Source organism: Acidovorax sp. FG60 (genome assembly GCF_057808995.1).
The window spans coordinates 51,955-66,788 of sequence record NZ_JBMDJC010000021.1; the positions used below are offsets into that span (position 1 = coordinate 51,955).

The 14,834-nt window shown below is 66.8% G+C and carries 14 protein-coding genes; 7 read left to right on the forward strand and 7 right to left on the reverse strand.

What is annotated here, in order from left to right; genetic code table 11:
* Positions 1–10: 10 nt before the first annotated feature.
* Positions 11–1,951 carry a penicillin-binding protein 2 gene (mrdA, locus tag ACODS0_RS23175; RefSeq protein ID WP_488837428.1) on the forward strand — a complete coding sequence of 647 codons (1,941 nt, stop codon included), beginning with the start codon at positions 11–13 and terminating at the stop codon, positions 1,949–1,951.
* A gap of 176 nt (positions 1,952–2,127) precedes the next feature.
* Here mrdA and ACODS0_RS23180 read toward each other — a convergent pair whose 3' ends face one another.
* The 5 genes from ACODS0_RS23180 to ACODS0_RS23200 all read right to left on the reverse strand — a co-directional run bounded on the left by ACODS0_RS23180 (position 2,128) and on the right by ACODS0_RS23200 (position 6,550).
* Positions 2,128–3,024 carry a DMT family transporter gene (locus tag ACODS0_RS23180; RefSeq protein WP_055394385.1) on the reverse strand — a complete coding sequence of 299 codons (897 nt, stop codon included), beginning with the start codon at positions 3,022–3,024 and terminating at the stop codon, positions 2,128–2,130.
* Between the two features lie 88 nt (positions 3,025–3,112).
* Positions 3,113–3,868 (reverse strand): amino acid ABC transporter ATP-binding protein, encoded by a 756-nt coding sequence (locus tag ACODS0_RS23185; RefSeq protein ID WP_055394382.1) that lies wholly within the window; start codon positions 3,866–3,868, stop codon positions 3,113–3,115.
* On the reverse strand, positions 3,865–4,647 hold the full coding sequence (locus ACODS0_RS23190) for an amino acid ABC transporter permease (protein WP_121421972.1): 783 nt from the start codon (positions 4,645–4,647) through the stop codon (positions 3,865–3,867). Before ACODS0_RS23190 ends, ACODS0_RS23185 begins: the two co-directional genes overlap by 4 nt.
* A gap of 125 nt (positions 4,648–4,772) precedes the next feature.
* Positions 4,773–5,537 (reverse strand): transporter substrate-binding domain-containing protein, encoded by a 765-nt coding sequence (locus ACODS0_RS23195; protein WP_121421973.1) that lies wholly within the window; start codon positions 5,535–5,537, stop codon positions 4,773–4,775.
* A gap of 254 nt (positions 5,538–5,791) precedes the next feature.
* Positions 5,792–6,550 carry a sulfite exporter TauE/SafE family protein gene (locus tag ACODS0_RS23200; RefSeq protein ID WP_055394375.1) on the reverse strand — a complete coding sequence of 253 codons (759 nt, stop codon included), beginning with the start codon at positions 6,548–6,550 and terminating at the stop codon, positions 5,792–5,794.
* 365 nt (positions 6,551–6,915) lie between these two features.
* Between ACODS0_RS23200 and ACODS0_RS23205 the strand changes: the two genes are divergently transcribed.
* Together ACODS0_RS23205 and ACODS0_RS23210 are read left to right on the forward strand one after the other, a co-directional pair.
* Complete coding sequence (locus tag ACODS0_RS23205) at positions 6,916–8,274, forward strand: ammonium transporter (protein ID WP_488837432.1); 1,359 nt, start codon at positions 6,916–6,918, stop codon at positions 8,272–8,274.
* A gap of 164 nt (positions 8,275–8,438) precedes the next feature.
* Positions 8,439–8,771, forward strand: coding sequence for a hypothetical protein (locus ACODS0_RS23210; RefSeq protein ID WP_121421975.1), 333 nt, complete (start codon positions 8,439–8,441; stop codon positions 8,769–8,771).
* 36 nt (positions 8,772–8,807) lie between these two features.
* Here the strand turns inward: ACODS0_RS23210 and ACODS0_RS23215 are convergent, their stop codons facing one another.
* Together ACODS0_RS23215 and ACODS0_RS23220 are read right to left on the reverse strand one after the other, a co-directional pair.
* Positions 8,808–9,158 (reverse strand): antibiotic biosynthesis monooxygenase family protein, encoded by a 351-nt coding sequence (locus tag ACODS0_RS23215; RefSeq protein WP_121508865.1) that lies wholly within the window; start codon positions 9,156–9,158, stop codon positions 8,808–8,810.
* A 20-nt stretch (positions 9,159–9,178) separates the two neighbouring features.
* Positions 9,179–10,858: a GMC family oxidoreductase gene (locus tag ACODS0_RS23220; protein WP_488837434.1), complete on the reverse strand. Its 1,680-nt coding sequence runs from the start codon at positions 10,856–10,858 to the stop codon at positions 9,179–9,181.
* Positions 10,859–11,137: 279 nt separating this feature from the next.
* Here ACODS0_RS23220 and ACODS0_RS23225 point away from each other — a divergent pair, with 279 nt between their 5' ends.
* From ACODS0_RS23225 to ACODS0_RS23240, 4 genes are read left to right on the forward strand one after another with little or no spacing between them, the layout of a single operon-like run.
* Positions 11,138–12,262: an MlaE family ABC transporter permease gene (locus tag ACODS0_RS23225; protein ID WP_436131518.1), complete on the forward strand. Its 1,125-nt coding sequence runs from the start codon at positions 11,138–11,140 to the stop codon at positions 12,260–12,262.
* Complete coding sequence (locus tag ACODS0_RS23230; protein WP_488837436.1) at positions 12,259–13,146, forward strand: ABC transporter ATP-binding protein; 888 nt, start codon at positions 12,259–12,261, stop codon at positions 13,144–13,146. The genes ACODS0_RS23225 and ACODS0_RS23230 overlap by 4 nt, the downstream gene beginning before the upstream one ends.
* Positions 13,146–14,108, forward strand: a complete 963-nt coding sequence (locus tag ACODS0_RS23235) for an MlaD family protein (protein WP_488837438.1) — start codon at positions 13,146–13,148, stop codon at positions 14,106–14,108. Before ACODS0_RS23230 ends, ACODS0_RS23235 begins: the two co-directional genes overlap by 1 nt.
* A 12-nt stretch (positions 14,109–14,120) precedes the next feature.
* Positions 14,121–14,819, forward strand: coding sequence for an ABC-type transport auxiliary lipoprotein family protein (locus ACODS0_RS23240; RefSeq protein WP_488837440.1), 699 nt, complete (start codon positions 14,121–14,123; stop codon positions 14,817–14,819).
* Positions 14,820–14,834 lie beyond the last annotated feature (15 nt).

Genomic DNA, 14,834 nt, shown 5'->3' on the forward strand with positions numbered 1-14,834 from the left:
GAGGGTGGGCGTGACTGAGGTGCGCAGCAGCGAAGCCGATGCTTCGCGCTTTCGGGTGCGGGCCTTGGTCATCGGCGCCCTGGTGTTTTTTGCGTTCTGCCTCATTGCTGCCCGGCTGGTGTATCTGCAGGTGGTCCGGCACGAAGACCTGGCGGCGCAGGCCGAGAGCAACCGTACGGCGGTGGTGCCCATCGTGCCCAACCGGGGGCTCATCCTGGACCGCAACGGCGTGGTGCTGGCCACCAACTATTCGGCCTACACACTGGAGATCACGCCCTCGCGCGTCGGGGTGCTGGACGAGACCATCGACGAGCTGTCCAAGGTGGTGGAAATCCAGAGCCGTGACCGGCGCCGCTTCAAGCGGCTCATGGAAGAGTCGCGAAACTTCGAGTCCCTCCCCATCCGCACGCGGCTGACCGACCAGGAAGTGGCGCGGTTCACCGCACAGCGCTACCGTTTTCCGGGCGTGGACATCAAGGCACGGTTGTTTCGCAACTACCCGCTGGGTGACGTGGCCAGCCATGCCATCGGCTACATCGGCCGCATCAACCAGACGGAGAAGGCGCGCATCCAGGACTCCGAAGACGAGGCCAACTACCGGGGCACCGAATACATCGGCAAGCTGGGCATCGAGCAGAGCTTCGAGTCAGCCCTGCACGGCGCCACCGGGGTCGAGCAGATGGAAACTTCGGCCGGGGGGCGGGCGGTGCGCAAGCTCTCCAGCCACGCGGCCACGCCCGGCGACAGTGTGATGCTGTCGATCGACATCAAGCTGCAAAAGCTCATTGAAGACATGTACGGCAACCGCCGGGGCGCGTTGGTGGCCATCGACCCGCGCAACGGCGAGATCCTGGCGCTGGTGAGCAAGCCCACGTTCGATCCCAATCTGTTCGTCGAAGGCATCGACGTGGAGAACTGGACCGCGCTCAACGAATCCATCGACAAGCCCCTGCTCAACCGCGCCATGCGCGGCACCTACCCGCCGGGCTCCACCTACAAGCCTTTCATGGCGCTGGCCGCGCTGCAGCTGGGCAAGCGCTCGCCCAGCATGGTGGTCAACGACCCGGGCTTTTATACCTTCGGCGGCCACACCTTCCGCAGCCACGAGGGCGGGCTGGGCGGGGTGGACATGCACCGCGCCATCCAGCAGTCGAGCAACACGTATTTCTATTCGCTGGCGGTGGAGATGGGTGTCGATGCCATCCATGACTTCATGAAGCCGCTGGGCTTTGGACAGTCCACGGGCATCGACCTCAATGGCGAAGTGCGCGGCACCTTGCCCAGCACCGAGTGGAAGCGCAATGCCTACAAGCGCCCCGAGATGAAGCGCTGGTTCCCCGGCGAAACCGTGTCGCTGGGCATTGGCCAGGGCTACAACAACTTCACGATGCTGCAGCTGGCGCTGGCGCAGGCCACGCTGGCCAATGGCGGTATTCGCTACCGGCCGCACATGGCCAAGGCGGTGAAAAACGCGGTCACGGGCGTCGTCACCGAGATCAGCCAGCCGCCGGGAGTGGATCTGGGTTTTTTGCCGAAGAACGTGGACATCGTGCGCAACGCCATGGTGGCGGTGAACAAGGGCGGCACCGGCACGCGCGTGTTTGCCGGGGCGCCCTACACCTCGGGCGGCAAGACCGGCACAGCCCAGGCGGTGACGATGGGCCAGAACGTCAAATACAACGCCAGGGCGCTGGAAGAACACCAGCGTGACCACTCGCTGTTTGCCGCCTTTGCTCCTGCCGAAAACCCCACCATCGTGATTGCGGCCATCGTGGAAAACGCCGGTTTCGGCGCTGCGCACGCCGCCCCCATCGCGCGCCGGGTGTTTGACTACTGGCTGCTGGGTGACTATCCCAACGAGGAAGACATGGCGGCTGTGCAAAAAGGCCTGGCCTCGGCCCCGATCGGCAAGCCCCGCAAAGCGGTCGATGTGCCGCTGATTGCGCCATAGTTTGCTATATAAATAATAGCTGTTTGCGCTTTGTGGATAAGCGCTAGAGTCCGTCTTGGCTTGAAATGGCCGCGCCCGTGGTGCCCGTGCCACCTGTGGAACAGGCTCCGCCAGACCATGGGTGGCGTTCCCCTGAGAGGAACGCGCGGAACGGCTCGGAGGGCGTACCGCGCCTCTCAGGCCCGTTGCGTCCGGCCTGCGCGCGCAGCAGGCTGGATCTGGCTGAACACCAGCGCTGCCACGATGAGCGCGGCGCCACCGAGCCCCGCCCAGCCCAGCCTTTCCCCGAGCAGCACCCAGGCTGTGAGGGCCGCGAACACCGGCTCCAGCCCGAACACGATGGCGCTGCGCATGGCGTCCACGCGCTGCTGGCCCCAGGCCTGCAGCGTCACCACCACTACGCTGGCCAGCAGGCCCAGGTACAGCAGCGCCAGCAACGCATCCAGAGGCAGGTCGGCCACGGACCGTAGCCAGCCCATGCCCTCGCCCTGCGCAAGCAGCAGCGCGGTGGACGCCAGCGCCATCACCGTGGCCTGCGCGGCGGCCATGCGGGTGGCCCGCAGCGGCTGCGCGGCCGTGCGGCGTGCGCACTCTTCCAGCGCCAGGATGTACAGCGCGTAGAACACGGTGCTGGCCAGCGTCAGCGTATCGCCCAGGTTCCAGGGCTCGTTTTCGTGGAACATCAGCGCCATGCCCGCCAGCGCCATCACGCAGGCACCCCAGAGTCGCCAGCCATAGCGCCGTCCCAGGAAGGCCATGGCGATCAGCGGCACCACCAGCACGTTCAGGCCGGTGACAAACGCATTGCGGTTGCTGCTGGTGCGCGCGAGGCCCTCGATCTGCAGCCAGAACGCCAGGAACAGCAGCAACCCCAGCGCGCAGCCCCAGCGCCGCTCGTGGCGCAGCATGCCGCGCCACAACGGCGCCAGCACCAGCAGCGCGATCACGAACCGCAGCCAGATGATCTGCAGCGCGTCCAGGTGCGCCGAGAGCAGTTTCATCGCCGGGAAGGTGGTGCCCCACACCACGGTCACAGCCAACAGGGCCATCAGGCCCCAGCGTTCAGTACGCATCGGAAGAATTCCCCAAAACCAAAAGAAAAAAGGGCCGCCGGTTGCCCGGCGGCCTCTGCTTTGCAGTGCAGTCCGGTGAGGACGCGGCTCAGTGGCTGACCTGGCCCAGGAACGCGCGGATGCGGTCATTGGCCGGGTTGCTGAAGAACTCCTGCGGCGGCGCATCGTGCGCAATGCGGCCCTGATCGAAGAACATCACGCGGTCGGCCACCTCGCGCGCAAAGCCCATTTCGTGGGTGACCACAATCATGGTCATGCCACCACGCGCGAGGCCTCGCATCACGTCCAGCACTTCCTTGACCATCTCGGGGTCGAGTGCCGATGTGGGCTCGTCAAACAGCATCACCTTGGGTTGCATGGCCAGCGCACGCGCAATGGCCACCCGCTGCTGCTGCCCGCCCGACAGCTGCCACGGGTACTTGTGTGCGTGGTCCTGCATGCCCACGCGGCGCAGCAGCTGCATGGCTTCGTCGTTGGCCTGGGTGCGCGGGGTGCGGCGAATGCGGCGGGGCGCCAGCGTCACGTTGTCCAGCACGCTCATGTGGCCGAACAGGTTGAACTGCTGGAACACCATGCCCACCTCGCAGCGCTGGCGCTGCAGGGTGGCGAGGTCGTCGCAGACGTCCACGCCATCGATGGTGATGCGCCCGCTGTCGTGGGGTTCCAGCCGGTTGATGGCGCGCAGCAGCGTGCTCTTGCCCGAGCCGGAGGCGCCGATGATCACCGTCACCTCGCCGGTGTGGAACACGGTGGAGACGTCCTTGAGCACCTGGTGTGCACCAAACGACTTGCACACCCGCTCGGCCACGATGTAGGGCTTGGGCTGGTTGGTCGTTGCGGTCATCGGTTGCGCCCTTCCACGTCAAAGCGGTATTCGACGGCGTTGGAGACTTGCGTGACCAGCGTGGTCAGCAGCAGGTAGGTGATGGCCACCGTGGTCAGCGTGGCAATGGGCTGGAACGTGGCCGACTGGATGCGGTTGCCCACATTGGTCAGCTCCACCACGCCGATGGCGTAGGCCAGTGACGAGTCCTTGAGCAGTGCCACAAAGTTGCTCACCAGCGGCGGCAGCGAGATCTTGAACGCCTGCGGAAACACCACGTCCAGGAACACATGCATGCGGCCCAGGCCCAGCGCCTTGGCGGCCTCGGTCTGCCCGCGCGGCACGGCCAGCAGGCCTGCACGCAGGGCTTCGGCGTTGTAGGCGCCCACGTTCAGCCCCAGGGCCACGACGGCGGCGGCAAAGTCGGGCAGGTTCAGCCCCGGCACCAGCACGGGCAGGGCAAAGTACACAAACAGGATCTGCACCAAGAGCGGCGTGCCGCGAATAGCCCAGATGTACACGCCGGCAATCCAGCGCACGGCCGTCCAGCGGGCGGTGCGGGCCAGCGCCGCCGCCGTGCCCAGCACCAGGCCCACGGCACCACTGACCAGCGTGAGCCACAGCGTGGTGCGCGCGCCTTCGGAAAACGCCTGGGCGTTGGGGCCGATGGGGTCAGGAAAGAACGAAAGCAGCTGGCCCAGCAACGAGAGGGCCAGAACCATCAGCACCAGTGCAGCGACCAGCGTGGCATTGCTGCGCTGCTGTCGGGACCAGCCTTGTGGCCAAAGAGCGAGAAGCATGGATCGGACGACCGGAAGGTCTTGGTTGGAAATCGGGCCGGCGGCAGGACCATGGTGACGCCGTCAAAAACAGCAAAGGGTGCGCAACGGGCCAGGCCCAGCGCACCCCGTAGCGTGTTTTTATATCAGTTGCAGCGCACGTCTTCGTTGAAATACTTCTTGGAGACGGCGGCGTAGCTGCCATCGGCCAGCACTTCGGCAAACGCCTTGTTCCAGGCATCGGCCAGGCCGGTGTTGCCCTTGGCCATGGCGGGGGCGATGCGTTCGATGAACAGCATGTCGCCGAGCTTGAACCCGGCCTTGGCGTTCTTGGCGGCGGCTTCCTTGGCCACGAACTTGTCGCTCACCCAGGCGTCGACGCGCTTGGAGATCAGGGCGCGCTGGGCGTCGGTGTCCTGCGGGAAGTTCTTCACCTCCTTCACCCCGGTGAGCTTCTGCACGTTTTCCAGGTAGCTGGTGCCGGTCTGCACTGCCACCACCTTGCCGGTCAGGTCCTTGGCGTTGCGGATTTTTGCGTCCATGGCCACGATGATGCCGCCCGAGCAGTAGTGGGGGTTGGCAAACGTGACAGCCTTGGAGCGTTCTTCGGTCACGCCGTGCGAGGCGATGACAGCGTCCCAGCGGCTTTGGCCCAGGCCGGTCAGCAGCGCGTCAAAGCCCAGCGTCTTCCATTCGAGCTTCAGGCCCATCTTCTTGACCACCAGCTCTGCCACTTCCACCTCGAAACCCGTCAGCTTGGTGCCTTCGAAGAAGTTGAACGGGGCAAACTGGCCTTCGGTGGCCACGATGATCTTGCCGTCCTTCTTGATTTCGTCCAGCGTGCGGGCCTGGACGGCGAGGGCAGCGCACAGCGCCACGGCGGTGACAACGGCAGACTTGAAAAACTTCATGGCAGGTTCCTGTGGGGGTGGTTCAGGTACAAAAAATCCGGCATGCGGGTAGGCAAGCCGGAGCGGGTGAATGCAGGCATCGCCAACAGCGATGGGCCTCGTCATCAAACGGAAATGCGCAGAAATTATAGGACGGGCGTTCACATTCGGGCCATGCAGGGCAACCCCGATGACCTCGGGGCGCCCTGGTGGTAGGCCAGCTCAGCTTAGCAAGCATGATGCCATCCGGGGGCACGAGCCCCTTCGGGCCTCGGCTAGCGCAGGAACGCGTCGTAACCCGTCTTGAGGATCAGCGTGCTCACCACCACGATGAAGATGCCACGCACAAAACCCGTGCCGTGCTTGAGCGCCAGGTGCGTGCCCAGCAGGCTGCCCACCACATTGGCGATGGCCAGCGTCACCGCAAAGTGCCACCACACATGGCCCTTGGCGGCAAACAGCGCGATGGCGGCGATGTTGGTGGCGCAATTGAGCAGCTTGGCCGAGGCCGAGGCGTTCAGGAAGTCATAGCCCAGCAGCCGCACAAACAGAAAAACGAAAAAACTGCCGGTGCCCGGGCCGAAGAAGCCGTCATAAAAGCCGATGACCACGCCGATCAGGCAGGCCGCCAGCACTTCGGCCCTGCCCGCAAAGCGGGGTGTGTGGTGCCGCCCCAACTCTTTCTTGGCCAGCGTGTAGACCAGCACCCCCAGCAGCACCAGGGGCAGCAGCTTGCGCAGGAAGTCGGCCGACATCACGGTCACGGCCCAGGCGCCTGCAAACGACCCCGCAAAACCGGCCGCTGCCGCGGGCAGCATGGCCGACCAGCGAACCTGCACCTTGCGGCTGTACTGCCAGGTGGCCATGGCCGTGCCCCACACCGAGGCCGCCTTGTTGGTGCCCAGCAGCGTGGCAGGGGGCGCCCCGGGGAAAGCCGCAAACAGGGCCGGCACCATCACCAGCCCGCCACCCCCCACGATGGCATCCACGAAGCCTGCGAGCAGCGAGGCAAAGGTAATAAAAATCCATTCCATCGCAGGATTTTCGCAGCTTGCCTGCTATGGATTCAGGACTCCTCGGGGCACTGGCGAAAGGGAGGCCAGCGTAGAACAGGCAAGAAAAAGGCGCTGGGATCGCCAGCGCCTGGAAAAAAACGCACCTCGTTGGGTGCTTGAAATTTGTTTATTGGTAGAAAGAGTGTCTCCTCGGGCCCCTCGCTTGGCACACCGAAGCGCGCTTTCGAGTGCCGCAACTGTAGCGACTGCACTCCGCTGGTGCATTGGGGGTTTCCCGCCCCCGTTGTGGGGCAGTGATCGGGTTTCCAGGGGCGGAATCGGGGTGTTGGGGTTGGCACGGCTCGTGCAATCGCGCTTGTAACAATTTGCGAAAGGGAGCCGCCATGCGGGGAGTCAACCACCGGTTCGTTGGGGTAGGGTCGCTGTGTCTGGGCCTGTGCGCGAGTGCGCTGGCGCAGACGGCGCCAGAGGTGGCGGCGGGAGCGGTGCCTTCCTTGTCCCTCACACGTCCTGGGCTGGTGGCGCAGACCACGATCAGCGCGGCAGATACCGCGTGGATGATGACCTCCACAGCGCTGGTGCTGCTGATGACGCTGCCGGGCATTGCCCTGTTCTACGCAGGCATGGTGCGCAAGAAGAACGTGCTCAACACCATGGCCAGCGTGGTGGCCATTGCCGCGCTGGTCAGCCTGCTGTGGTTTGGGGCGGGTTACTCGCTGGCCTTCACCCCGGGCAGCCCCTGGCTGGGGGGATGGGACCGCATCGGCTTTGCGGGCCTGGACTTTCAGCTCGCTGGCGGCAAGCTGGCCGTAAGCCATGTGGCGCCGCACATCCCCGAGTCGGTGTACGCCATGTTCCAGCTCACGTTTGCCATCATCACTGCCGCGCTGCTGGTGGGGGCATTTGTCGAGCGCATGCGGTTTTCCGCCATGCTGATCTTCATCAGCCTTTGGACCCTGCTGGTCTACGCCCCTGTGGCGCACTGGGTGTGGGAGCCAGGGGGCTGGCTGGCCCAGATGGGTGCGCTGGACTTTGCCGGAGGCTCGGTGGTGCACGTGAATGCGGGTGTGGCCGGGCTGGTGTGCGCGTGGTTCCTGGGGCGGCGCACGGGCTATGGGCGCGAGGCGTTCGAGCCCTACAACCTGGGGCTGACCATGGCGGGCGCGGGTTTGTTGTGGGTGGGCTGGTTCGGCTTCAACGCAGGCTCTGCCGTGGCCGCCGACGGCCGTGCGGGGCTGGCGATGGCGGTGACGCACCTGGCCGCAGCGGCGGGTGCCTTGTCGTGGATGCTGGGCGAGTGGGTGGTGCGCGGGCGGCCATCCCTGCTGGGACTTTGCTCTGGCCTGGTGGCGGGGCTGGTGGCCATCACGCCTGCTGCGGGTTTTGTCACGCTGCGCTCGGCAGTGGTGATTGGCGTGGTGGCGGGTTTGGCCTGCTACTGGGGCGCCACGGGGCTCAAGCGCCTGCTGCGCGCCGACGATTCCCTGGACGTGTTTGGGGTGCATGGCATCGGCGGCATCGTGGGCTCGCTGCTCACCGGCATGCTGGCCAGCCGCACCGTGGGGGGGGTGCCAGGCAGCTTGCTCACCCAGGCCATTGGCGTGGGCGCTGTGATGGCCTACAGCCTCGTCGCAACCGCCGTGCTGTTGTGGATCACCAACCTGGCTGTGGGCCTGCGGGTGGATGAGCAAAGCGAGCAGACCGGGCTCGACATTGCCCAGCACCGTGAGCGCCTGGGGTAGATGGAAGCCCCCCTGAGCCGCTTCGCGTCTTCCCCCGAGGGGGACGCCACCCGTGGCCTGGCAAAGCCAGTTCCACGGTGGCACTGGCCTGGGCTGCGCCCCTGTCATGGCCAGTTGGTGGTGCGCAGCGCCATGGATGACTGAAATGCCATAAGGAGCCGACCATGCCCGATTCCGACAAGCTTGCCATTGCCGCCCATTTGCATGTGCTGCTGCGCCGCAAGACGGGGCGCGTGACCGACACTGAATGGATGGCTTCCAACGTTGAATATGCGCTGGAGATCGTGCGGTTCGCACGCCAACGTGCCCAGGAGGACAACGTTCCGGAGCTGGTCGAGTGGGCCGACCGTCTCGATCTCGCCATCCATGCCGCCCCACCTGCTGCGCCGCGCCGACCCTTGCTGGATGTGGCCACGCAGGCGGTGCGCCAGCGCATGGCGCCGCCGCCGCCAGAGCCTGCGCCGGAGGTTCCCCGTTATGTGGGAGGGATTCGCTGACCACGCTGCGGCCGGGTGGCCGTTGCGCGGGCGGTGTCAGTGCGCTGCCGTGCCTTGCACGAACAGGCCCGCCGTGGGCAGCAGCCCGGCCAGCTTGTCATCGCCATAGGTGCGCAGCACCTGCGCAATCACGACCTGGTAGCCGTTGAGCCACTGCGCTTGCGCCGCCTTGGCCTTCAGGTGGGCGGGGTGCTGCATCAATGCCTGCAGCGCTTCGAGCGACTGCCAATAGTAGACGTTGGACACGAGGCCCTTGCCCGTGTCCTCCCACGATTCCTCGCCCAGGTAGCCGTCGATGGAGCGGGCGGCGGTGGCAATCGCCTCGTCCAGGCGGTGGAAGGCGTCGTCGAATTGTTTGGTGGCAAAGATGAAGGTGGAGGAGTACATGGGCGCGATGGTATCCGCGCTCATGCCGCGCGCCGCGCCTGGATGATCCACTCCGCCGCCTTCTCGGCCAGCATCAGTGTGGGCGAGTTGGTGTTGCCGCTGGTGATGGTGGGCATGGCCCCCGCATCCACCACGCGCAGGCCTGCAATGCCGCGCACGCGCAGTTGGGAGTCCAGCACCGCCATCGGGTCGTCATCCCGCCCCATCTTCGTCGTGCCCACTGGGTGGAAGATCGTGGTGGCAATGTCACCGGCCAGGCGCGCCAGGTCCTCGTCGCTTTCAAACTGCACGCCGGGTTTCCACTCCTCGGGCTGGTACCTGGCCAGCGCGGGCTGGGCCACGATGCGGCGCGTGACACGCAGGCTGTCGGCGGCCACCTGGCGGTCTTCGGTGGTGCTGAGGTAGTTGGGGGCGATGGCCGGTGCGGCCTTGAAGTCGGCGTTCTTGATGTTCACCGTGCCCCGGCTTGTGGGGTTGAGGTTGCACACGCTGGCCGTGAAGGCCGGAAAGCTGTGCAGCGGCTCGCCAAAAGCGTCGAGCGACAGCGGCTGCACGTGGTACTCGATGTTCGGGTAGGGCTGGTCGGCGCTGCTGCGCGTGAAGGCCCCCAGCTGCGAGGGCGCCATGCTCATGGGGCCACTGCGTTTGGTCGCGTATTCGAGCCCGATCTTGGCCTTGCCCCAGAGCGAGCTGGCCATGGTGTTGAGCGTGGCCACGCCGTTGACCTTGAACACCGCGCGGATCTGCAGATGGTCCTGCAAATTGGCGCCCACGCCGGGCAGGTCGTGCACCACGTCGATGCCGTGCTGGCGCAGCAGCGCGCCCGGGCCGATGCCCGACAGCTGCAGCAATTGCGGTGAGTTGACCGCGCCTGCGCTCAGGATGACCTCGCCCGTTGCGCGGGCCGTGACCATCTCCTGGCCGTCCCACACCTGCACGCCAGTGCAGCGCTTGCTGCCGTCGGGCTGCGTCTCGACGATGAGCTTGGCGGCCTGCGCGCTGGTCCACATCTCGAAGTTGGGGCGGCCGTAGCAGGTGGGCCGCAGGAATGCCTTGGCGGTGTTCCAGCGCCAGCCGCTTTTCTGGTTGACCTCAAAGTAGCCCACGCCTTCGTTGCTGCCGCCGTTGAAGTCGTCGGTGGCCGGGATGCCCGCCTGCTGCGCGGCCTGGGCAAAGGCGTCGAGCACATCCCATCGCAGGCGCTGCTTCTCCACGCGCCACTCGCCGGTGCTGCCGGTGGCCTTGTTGCCATGCAGGCGCTTGAAGTTTTCATTCACGCCGCCGGGCTGGTCCAGGCGCCAGTGGTCCTCGTGGCGGCGGAAGTAGGGCAGGGCGTTGTCCCAGCGCCAGCTGGCGTCGCCCGTCAGTTCGGCCCACTGGTCGTAGTCGCGCGCCTGGCCGCGCATGTAGATCATGCCGTTGATGCTGCTGCAGCCGCCCAGCGTCTTGCCGCGCGGGTAGCGCAGGGTGCGGCCGTTCAGGCCCGCATCGGGTTCGGTGTTGTAGAGCCAGTCGGTGCGCGGGTTGCCGATGCAGTACAGGTAGCCCACGGGGATGTGGATCCAGTGGTAGTCGTCCTTGCGGCCGGCCTCGATGAGGAGCACGCGGTGGCGGCCGTCGGCGCTCAGGCGGTTGCTCAGCAGGGCGCCGGCGGTGCCGCCGCCGATGATGATGGTGTCAAACGTGGTGTGGTCGCTCATGGGCAGGGGCGGTGGCAATGTGTGGAAGGAGACGGAGGGCCATTGTGCGGACGGCGCCGGGTGTGTCGAGAGGGTCAGTGCCTATTGCTATTAAATATATAGCTATCAGTGTTTGGTGGTAAAGCGCTGGCGGCCTGTTTGATATTAATTTCACGCATTCCTGGCCCGCCTGTGCTTGGCGCACGGTCCTGGCGGGCATCAATCCTACGTGCCGCCTGCGTCCGGCTCCGCTACCATGCACGCTCCCTTTCATTCTTGGCAGCCCGCGCTGCCCAGTTCATGACCGACCCCGCTCCTCGCATTGTTCGCGCCGACACGCCCCAGGGGCCTTGTGCGCAGCTGCACGGGCGCTGGGGCGCGGCGGAGCTGGGAACCGGGACGCAGTGGCAGGCCGTGTCGGGTCAGCTACGCAGCCACCCGGCCGCGCCCACGCTGGGCTGGGACCTGATGCAGCTGCAGTGGCTGGACCACGTGGGCGCACAGTTGCTGTGGAACCACTGGCAGCATGCCTGGCCCGAGCGCCTGGCTTGCACCGACGCCCAGCGCGACATGCTGGCGCGCGTGGCGCAGTTCACCTGCACCGCTCCGCCGCCCGAGCCCTGGCGGCTGGGTGAGCAGGTGGACCATCTGGGGGTGCTGGTGCTGCACGGCGTGGACCATGCCCGCCACATGCTCGAAATGGTGGGCCGGCTGGTGCTGGACCTGGGCCGCCTGGCGCGCGCGCCGCGCAAGGGGCCGTGGCGCGACGTATCGGGCCACCTGTACCGCATGGGGGCCACGGCCCTGCCCATCACGGCGCTGGTGGGCTTTCTCATCGGCGTGGTGCTGGCCTACCTGATGAGCCTGCAGCTGCGGCAGTTTGGCGCCGAATCGTTCATCGTCAACATCCTGGGTATCTCGCTCATCCGCGAGCTGGGGCCGATGCTGGCCGCCATCCTGGTGGCGGGGCGCTCCGGCTCGTCGATCACGGCGCAGATCGGCGTGATGCGCGTGACCGAGGAACTCGATGCCATGCGCGTCATGGGCATTCCCCACGGCTTTCGGCTGGTGATGCCGCGCACCATTGCGCTGGCACTGGCCATGCCGCTCATCAGCGTGTGGACCACGCTGGCAGCGCTGGCGGGTGGGATGCTGGCGGCCGACGTGGCCATGGACATCTCGCCCGGCTACTTCGTGCAGGCCCTGCCCGCCGCCGTCAAGATCGGCAACCTGGGCCTGGCCATGGCCAAGTCGGTGGTGTTTGGCGCGTTCATCGCGCTCATCGGCTGCCACTGGGGCCTGCGCGTGAAGCCCAACACCCAGAGCCTGGGCGAGGGCACCACCGCTTCGGTGGTCACGTCCATCACCATGGTGATCATCGTGGATGCGTTGTTCGCTGTGGCATTTAAAAACATAGGCATATGAGCAGCCACGCACGCGCATCATTGCCCGAGCACATCGCCGTGGCGCCCGGCGAGCCGCCCATCGTGGACGTTCAGGGCCTGTGGACGCAGTTTGGCAAGGGCGATGAAACCTTCACCGTGCACCAGGACCTGAACTTCACCGTGCAGCGCGGCGAGATGCTGTCGCTGGTGGGGGGCTCGGGCACGGGCAAGACGGTGCTGCTGCGCCAGATCCTGGGCCTGGCCCGGCCTGCGCGGGGGCAGGTCACGGTGCTGGGGCGCCCGGCGTCCGAGATGGGGCGCGAGGGCGCGGCCAGCCGCGTGGGCATGCTGTTCCAGCACGGCGCGCTGTTCTCGGCCTTCAATGTGCTCGACAACGTGGCCTTTGCGCTGCGCGAGCAGGGCACGCTGCCCGACGACCTGGTGCGCGACGCCGCGCTGGTCAAGCTGCAGATGGTGGGCCTTCAGCCCGAGCACGCCACGCGCATGCCGGCGGATCTGTCGGGTGGCATGGTCAAGCGCGTGGCGCTGGCGCGTGCGCTCATCATGGACCCGCCGCTTCTGCTGCTCGACGAACCCACGGCGGGGCTGGACCCCAGCAGCTCCGACGACTTCTGTGCGCTGCTGCGCGAGCTGCGGGCCGCGCTGGGGCTCACGGTGGTCATGGTCACGCACGACCTTGATACGCTGTTTGCGCTGAGCACCCGCGTGGCCGTGCTGGCTGATAAGAAGGTCATCGTCACCGGTCCGCCGCACGAGGTGGCGCATTTCAAGCACCCGTTCATCGAACATTTCTTCCTGGGTGAACGTGGCCAGCGCGCCATGGCCCCGGTGCAATCCGTGGAGCACGCCCTGGCAGCACAGACTGCCGCCGCCGTGCCCACGCCCGACAAGGAACCCAGCTGATGGAAAACAAATCCCACGCCCTCGCCGCAGGCATCTTCGTGCTGGTGGTGGCCGCCATGCTGGCGGGCCTGGCCATCTGGCTCACGCGCGACAGCGCCAACTACGAGCAGTACGAGCTGTCCACCAAGGACGGCGTGAGCGGCCTGCAGCCCCAGGCCGCCGTGCGCTACAAGGGTGTGGCCGTGGGCAAGGTCACGCGCATCGGCTTCGACCCGCAGGTGACGGGCAACGTGCTCATCCGCATTGCCGTCAACGAGCAGGCCCCCATCAGCCCCACCACCTTCGCCGTGCTGGGCTACCAGGGCGTGACGGGCCTGGCCCACGTTCTGCTGGACGATGCCGACCAACCTTACCCCGAGCTGCCCCCGGGCCCCAGCGGCCTGCCGCGCCTGCCCATCAAGCCGTCGCCGTTTGGCAAACTCGCGGAGCAGGCCCCCGCCATCCTCACCCAGGTGGAAGAAGCCACGCGGCGCATCAACCAACTGCTGGGCGACACCAACCAGCAAAAACTCACCGAAGCCCTGGGCAACATTGCCCAGGCCGCAGGCAGCGTGAACACGCTGACCCAGCGGCTCGATGCCACCGTGGCCCAGCGCCTGGACCCGGCCCTGGCCGCGCTGCCCCCGCTGGCCAGCGATGCGCGCAAGACCCTGCAGTCCCTGCAGCAGGCCGGCGCCAGCGTGTCGGTGCTGGCGGCCGACGTCAGCAAGACCACGCAGCGCCTGGGGGCCGAGGGCGGCCCCATCGACCAGATCACCATCGGCACGCAGTCCCTCGCCCGCGCGGCCGACCAGTTCAGCACCGCCACGCTGCCGCGCCTGAACCGCGCGGCCGACGACACCTCGCGCGCGGCACGCACGCTCAGCCGCACGGCGGGTGGCGTGGCGGACAACCCCCAGCTGTTCATCTACGGCTCGGGCCGCATTCCGCCCGGCCCGGGCGAACCTGGTTTCGCGCCCTGAGGAGAAGCGTTGATGAAAAACACTATTAAAAACATAGCTGCTAGCGATTTACCATCAAGCGCTAGAGGTCTATTTGTTTCAGTTTTTGCAGTGGGACTGCTGGGTATCGCCGGCTGCTCGGCGCTGCCCAGCCCGCCCTCGCGCCCCGTGCTCTACGACTTTGGCCCCGGTCCGGTCGCCACGGCCCCCAGCGATCGCCGCGCCCCCCTGCCCCCGTTGGCGCTGGCCGATGTAGAGGCCCCGGGCCTGCCCGAGGGCAGCAACGCCGTGCTCTACCGCCTTGCCTACGCCGACGCCCAGCAGCTGCGCCCCTACAGCCAGGCCCGCTGGAGCCAGCCACCCGCCCAGTTGCTGCAGCAGCGCCTGCGCGAGCAGCTCGGCCAGCGCCGCGCCATCCTCAAGGCCGACGACGGCGCGGCCCAGGCGCGCGACGCCGCTCAGGGCGGCCGCTTGCCAGCCGTGCTGCGCGTGGAGCTGGAAGAGTTCAGCCACCTGTTTGCCAGCGCCTCGGACAGCGCGGGAGTGGTGCGACTGCGTGCCACGGTGGTGGATCTGACCCCGGGCGGTGAAGCGCTGCGCGGCCAGCGCGTGTTCACCGTGCGCACCCCGGCGCGCAGTGCGGATGCAGCAGGCGGCGTGGCTGCATTGGCCGATGCATCGACTCAGGTGGCGCAGGAAGTGGCGGAGTGGGTGGAGCAGGTGGGGCGGTAGACTGACGCTGCGGTG

Coding starts and splice junctions, on each gene's coding strand:
- ACODS0_RS23180 (WP_055394385.1), bottom strand. CDS start 3,024: ATGCGTACTGAACGCTGGGGCCTGATGGCCCTGTTGGCTGTGACCGTG.
- ACODS0_RS23185 (WP_055394382.1), bottom strand. CDS start 3,868: ATGACCGCAACGACCAACCAGCCCAAGCCCTACATCGTGGCCGAGCGG.
- ACODS0_RS23190 (WP_121421972.1), bottom strand. CDS start 4,647: ATGCTTCTCGCTCTTTGGCCACAAGGCTGGTCCCGACAGCAGCGCAGC.
- ACODS0_RS23195 (WP_121421973.1), bottom strand. CDS start 5,537: ATGAAGTTTTTCAAGTCTGCCGTTGTCACCGCCGTGGCGCTGTGCGCT.
- ACODS0_RS23200 (WP_055394375.1), bottom strand. CDS start 6,550: ATGGAATGGATTTTTATTACCTTTGCCTCGCTGCTCGCAGGCTTCGTG.
- ACODS0_RS23205 (WP_488837432.1), top strand. CDS start 6,916: ATGCGGGGAGTCAACCACCGGTTCGTTGGGGTAGGGTCGCTGTGTCTG.
- ACODS0_RS23210 (WP_121421975.1), top strand. CDS start 8,439: ATGCCCGATTCCGACAAGCTTGCCATTGCCGCCCATTTGCATGTGCTG.
- ACODS0_RS23215 (WP_121508865.1), bottom strand. CDS start 9,158: ATGTACTCCTCCACCTTCATCTTTGCCACCAAACAATTCGACGACGCC.
- ACODS0_RS23220 (WP_488837434.1), bottom strand. CDS start 10,858: ATGAGCGACCACACCACGTTTGACACCATCATCATCGGCGGCGGCACC.
- ACODS0_RS23225 (WP_436131518.1), top strand. CDS start 11,138: ATGACCGACCCCGCTCCTCGCATTGTTCGCGCCGACACGCCCCAGGGG.
- ACODS0_RS23230 (WP_488837436.1), top strand. CDS start 12,259: ATGAGCAGCCACGCACGCGCATCATTGCCCGAGCACATCGCCGTGGCG.
- ACODS0_RS23235 (WP_488837438.1), top strand. CDS start 13,146: ATGGAAAACAAATCCCACGCCCTCGCCGCAGGCATCTTCGTGCTGGTG.
- ACODS0_RS23240 (WP_488837440.1), top strand. CDS start 14,121: ATGAAAAACACTATTAAAAACATAGCTGCTAGCGATTTACCATCAAGC.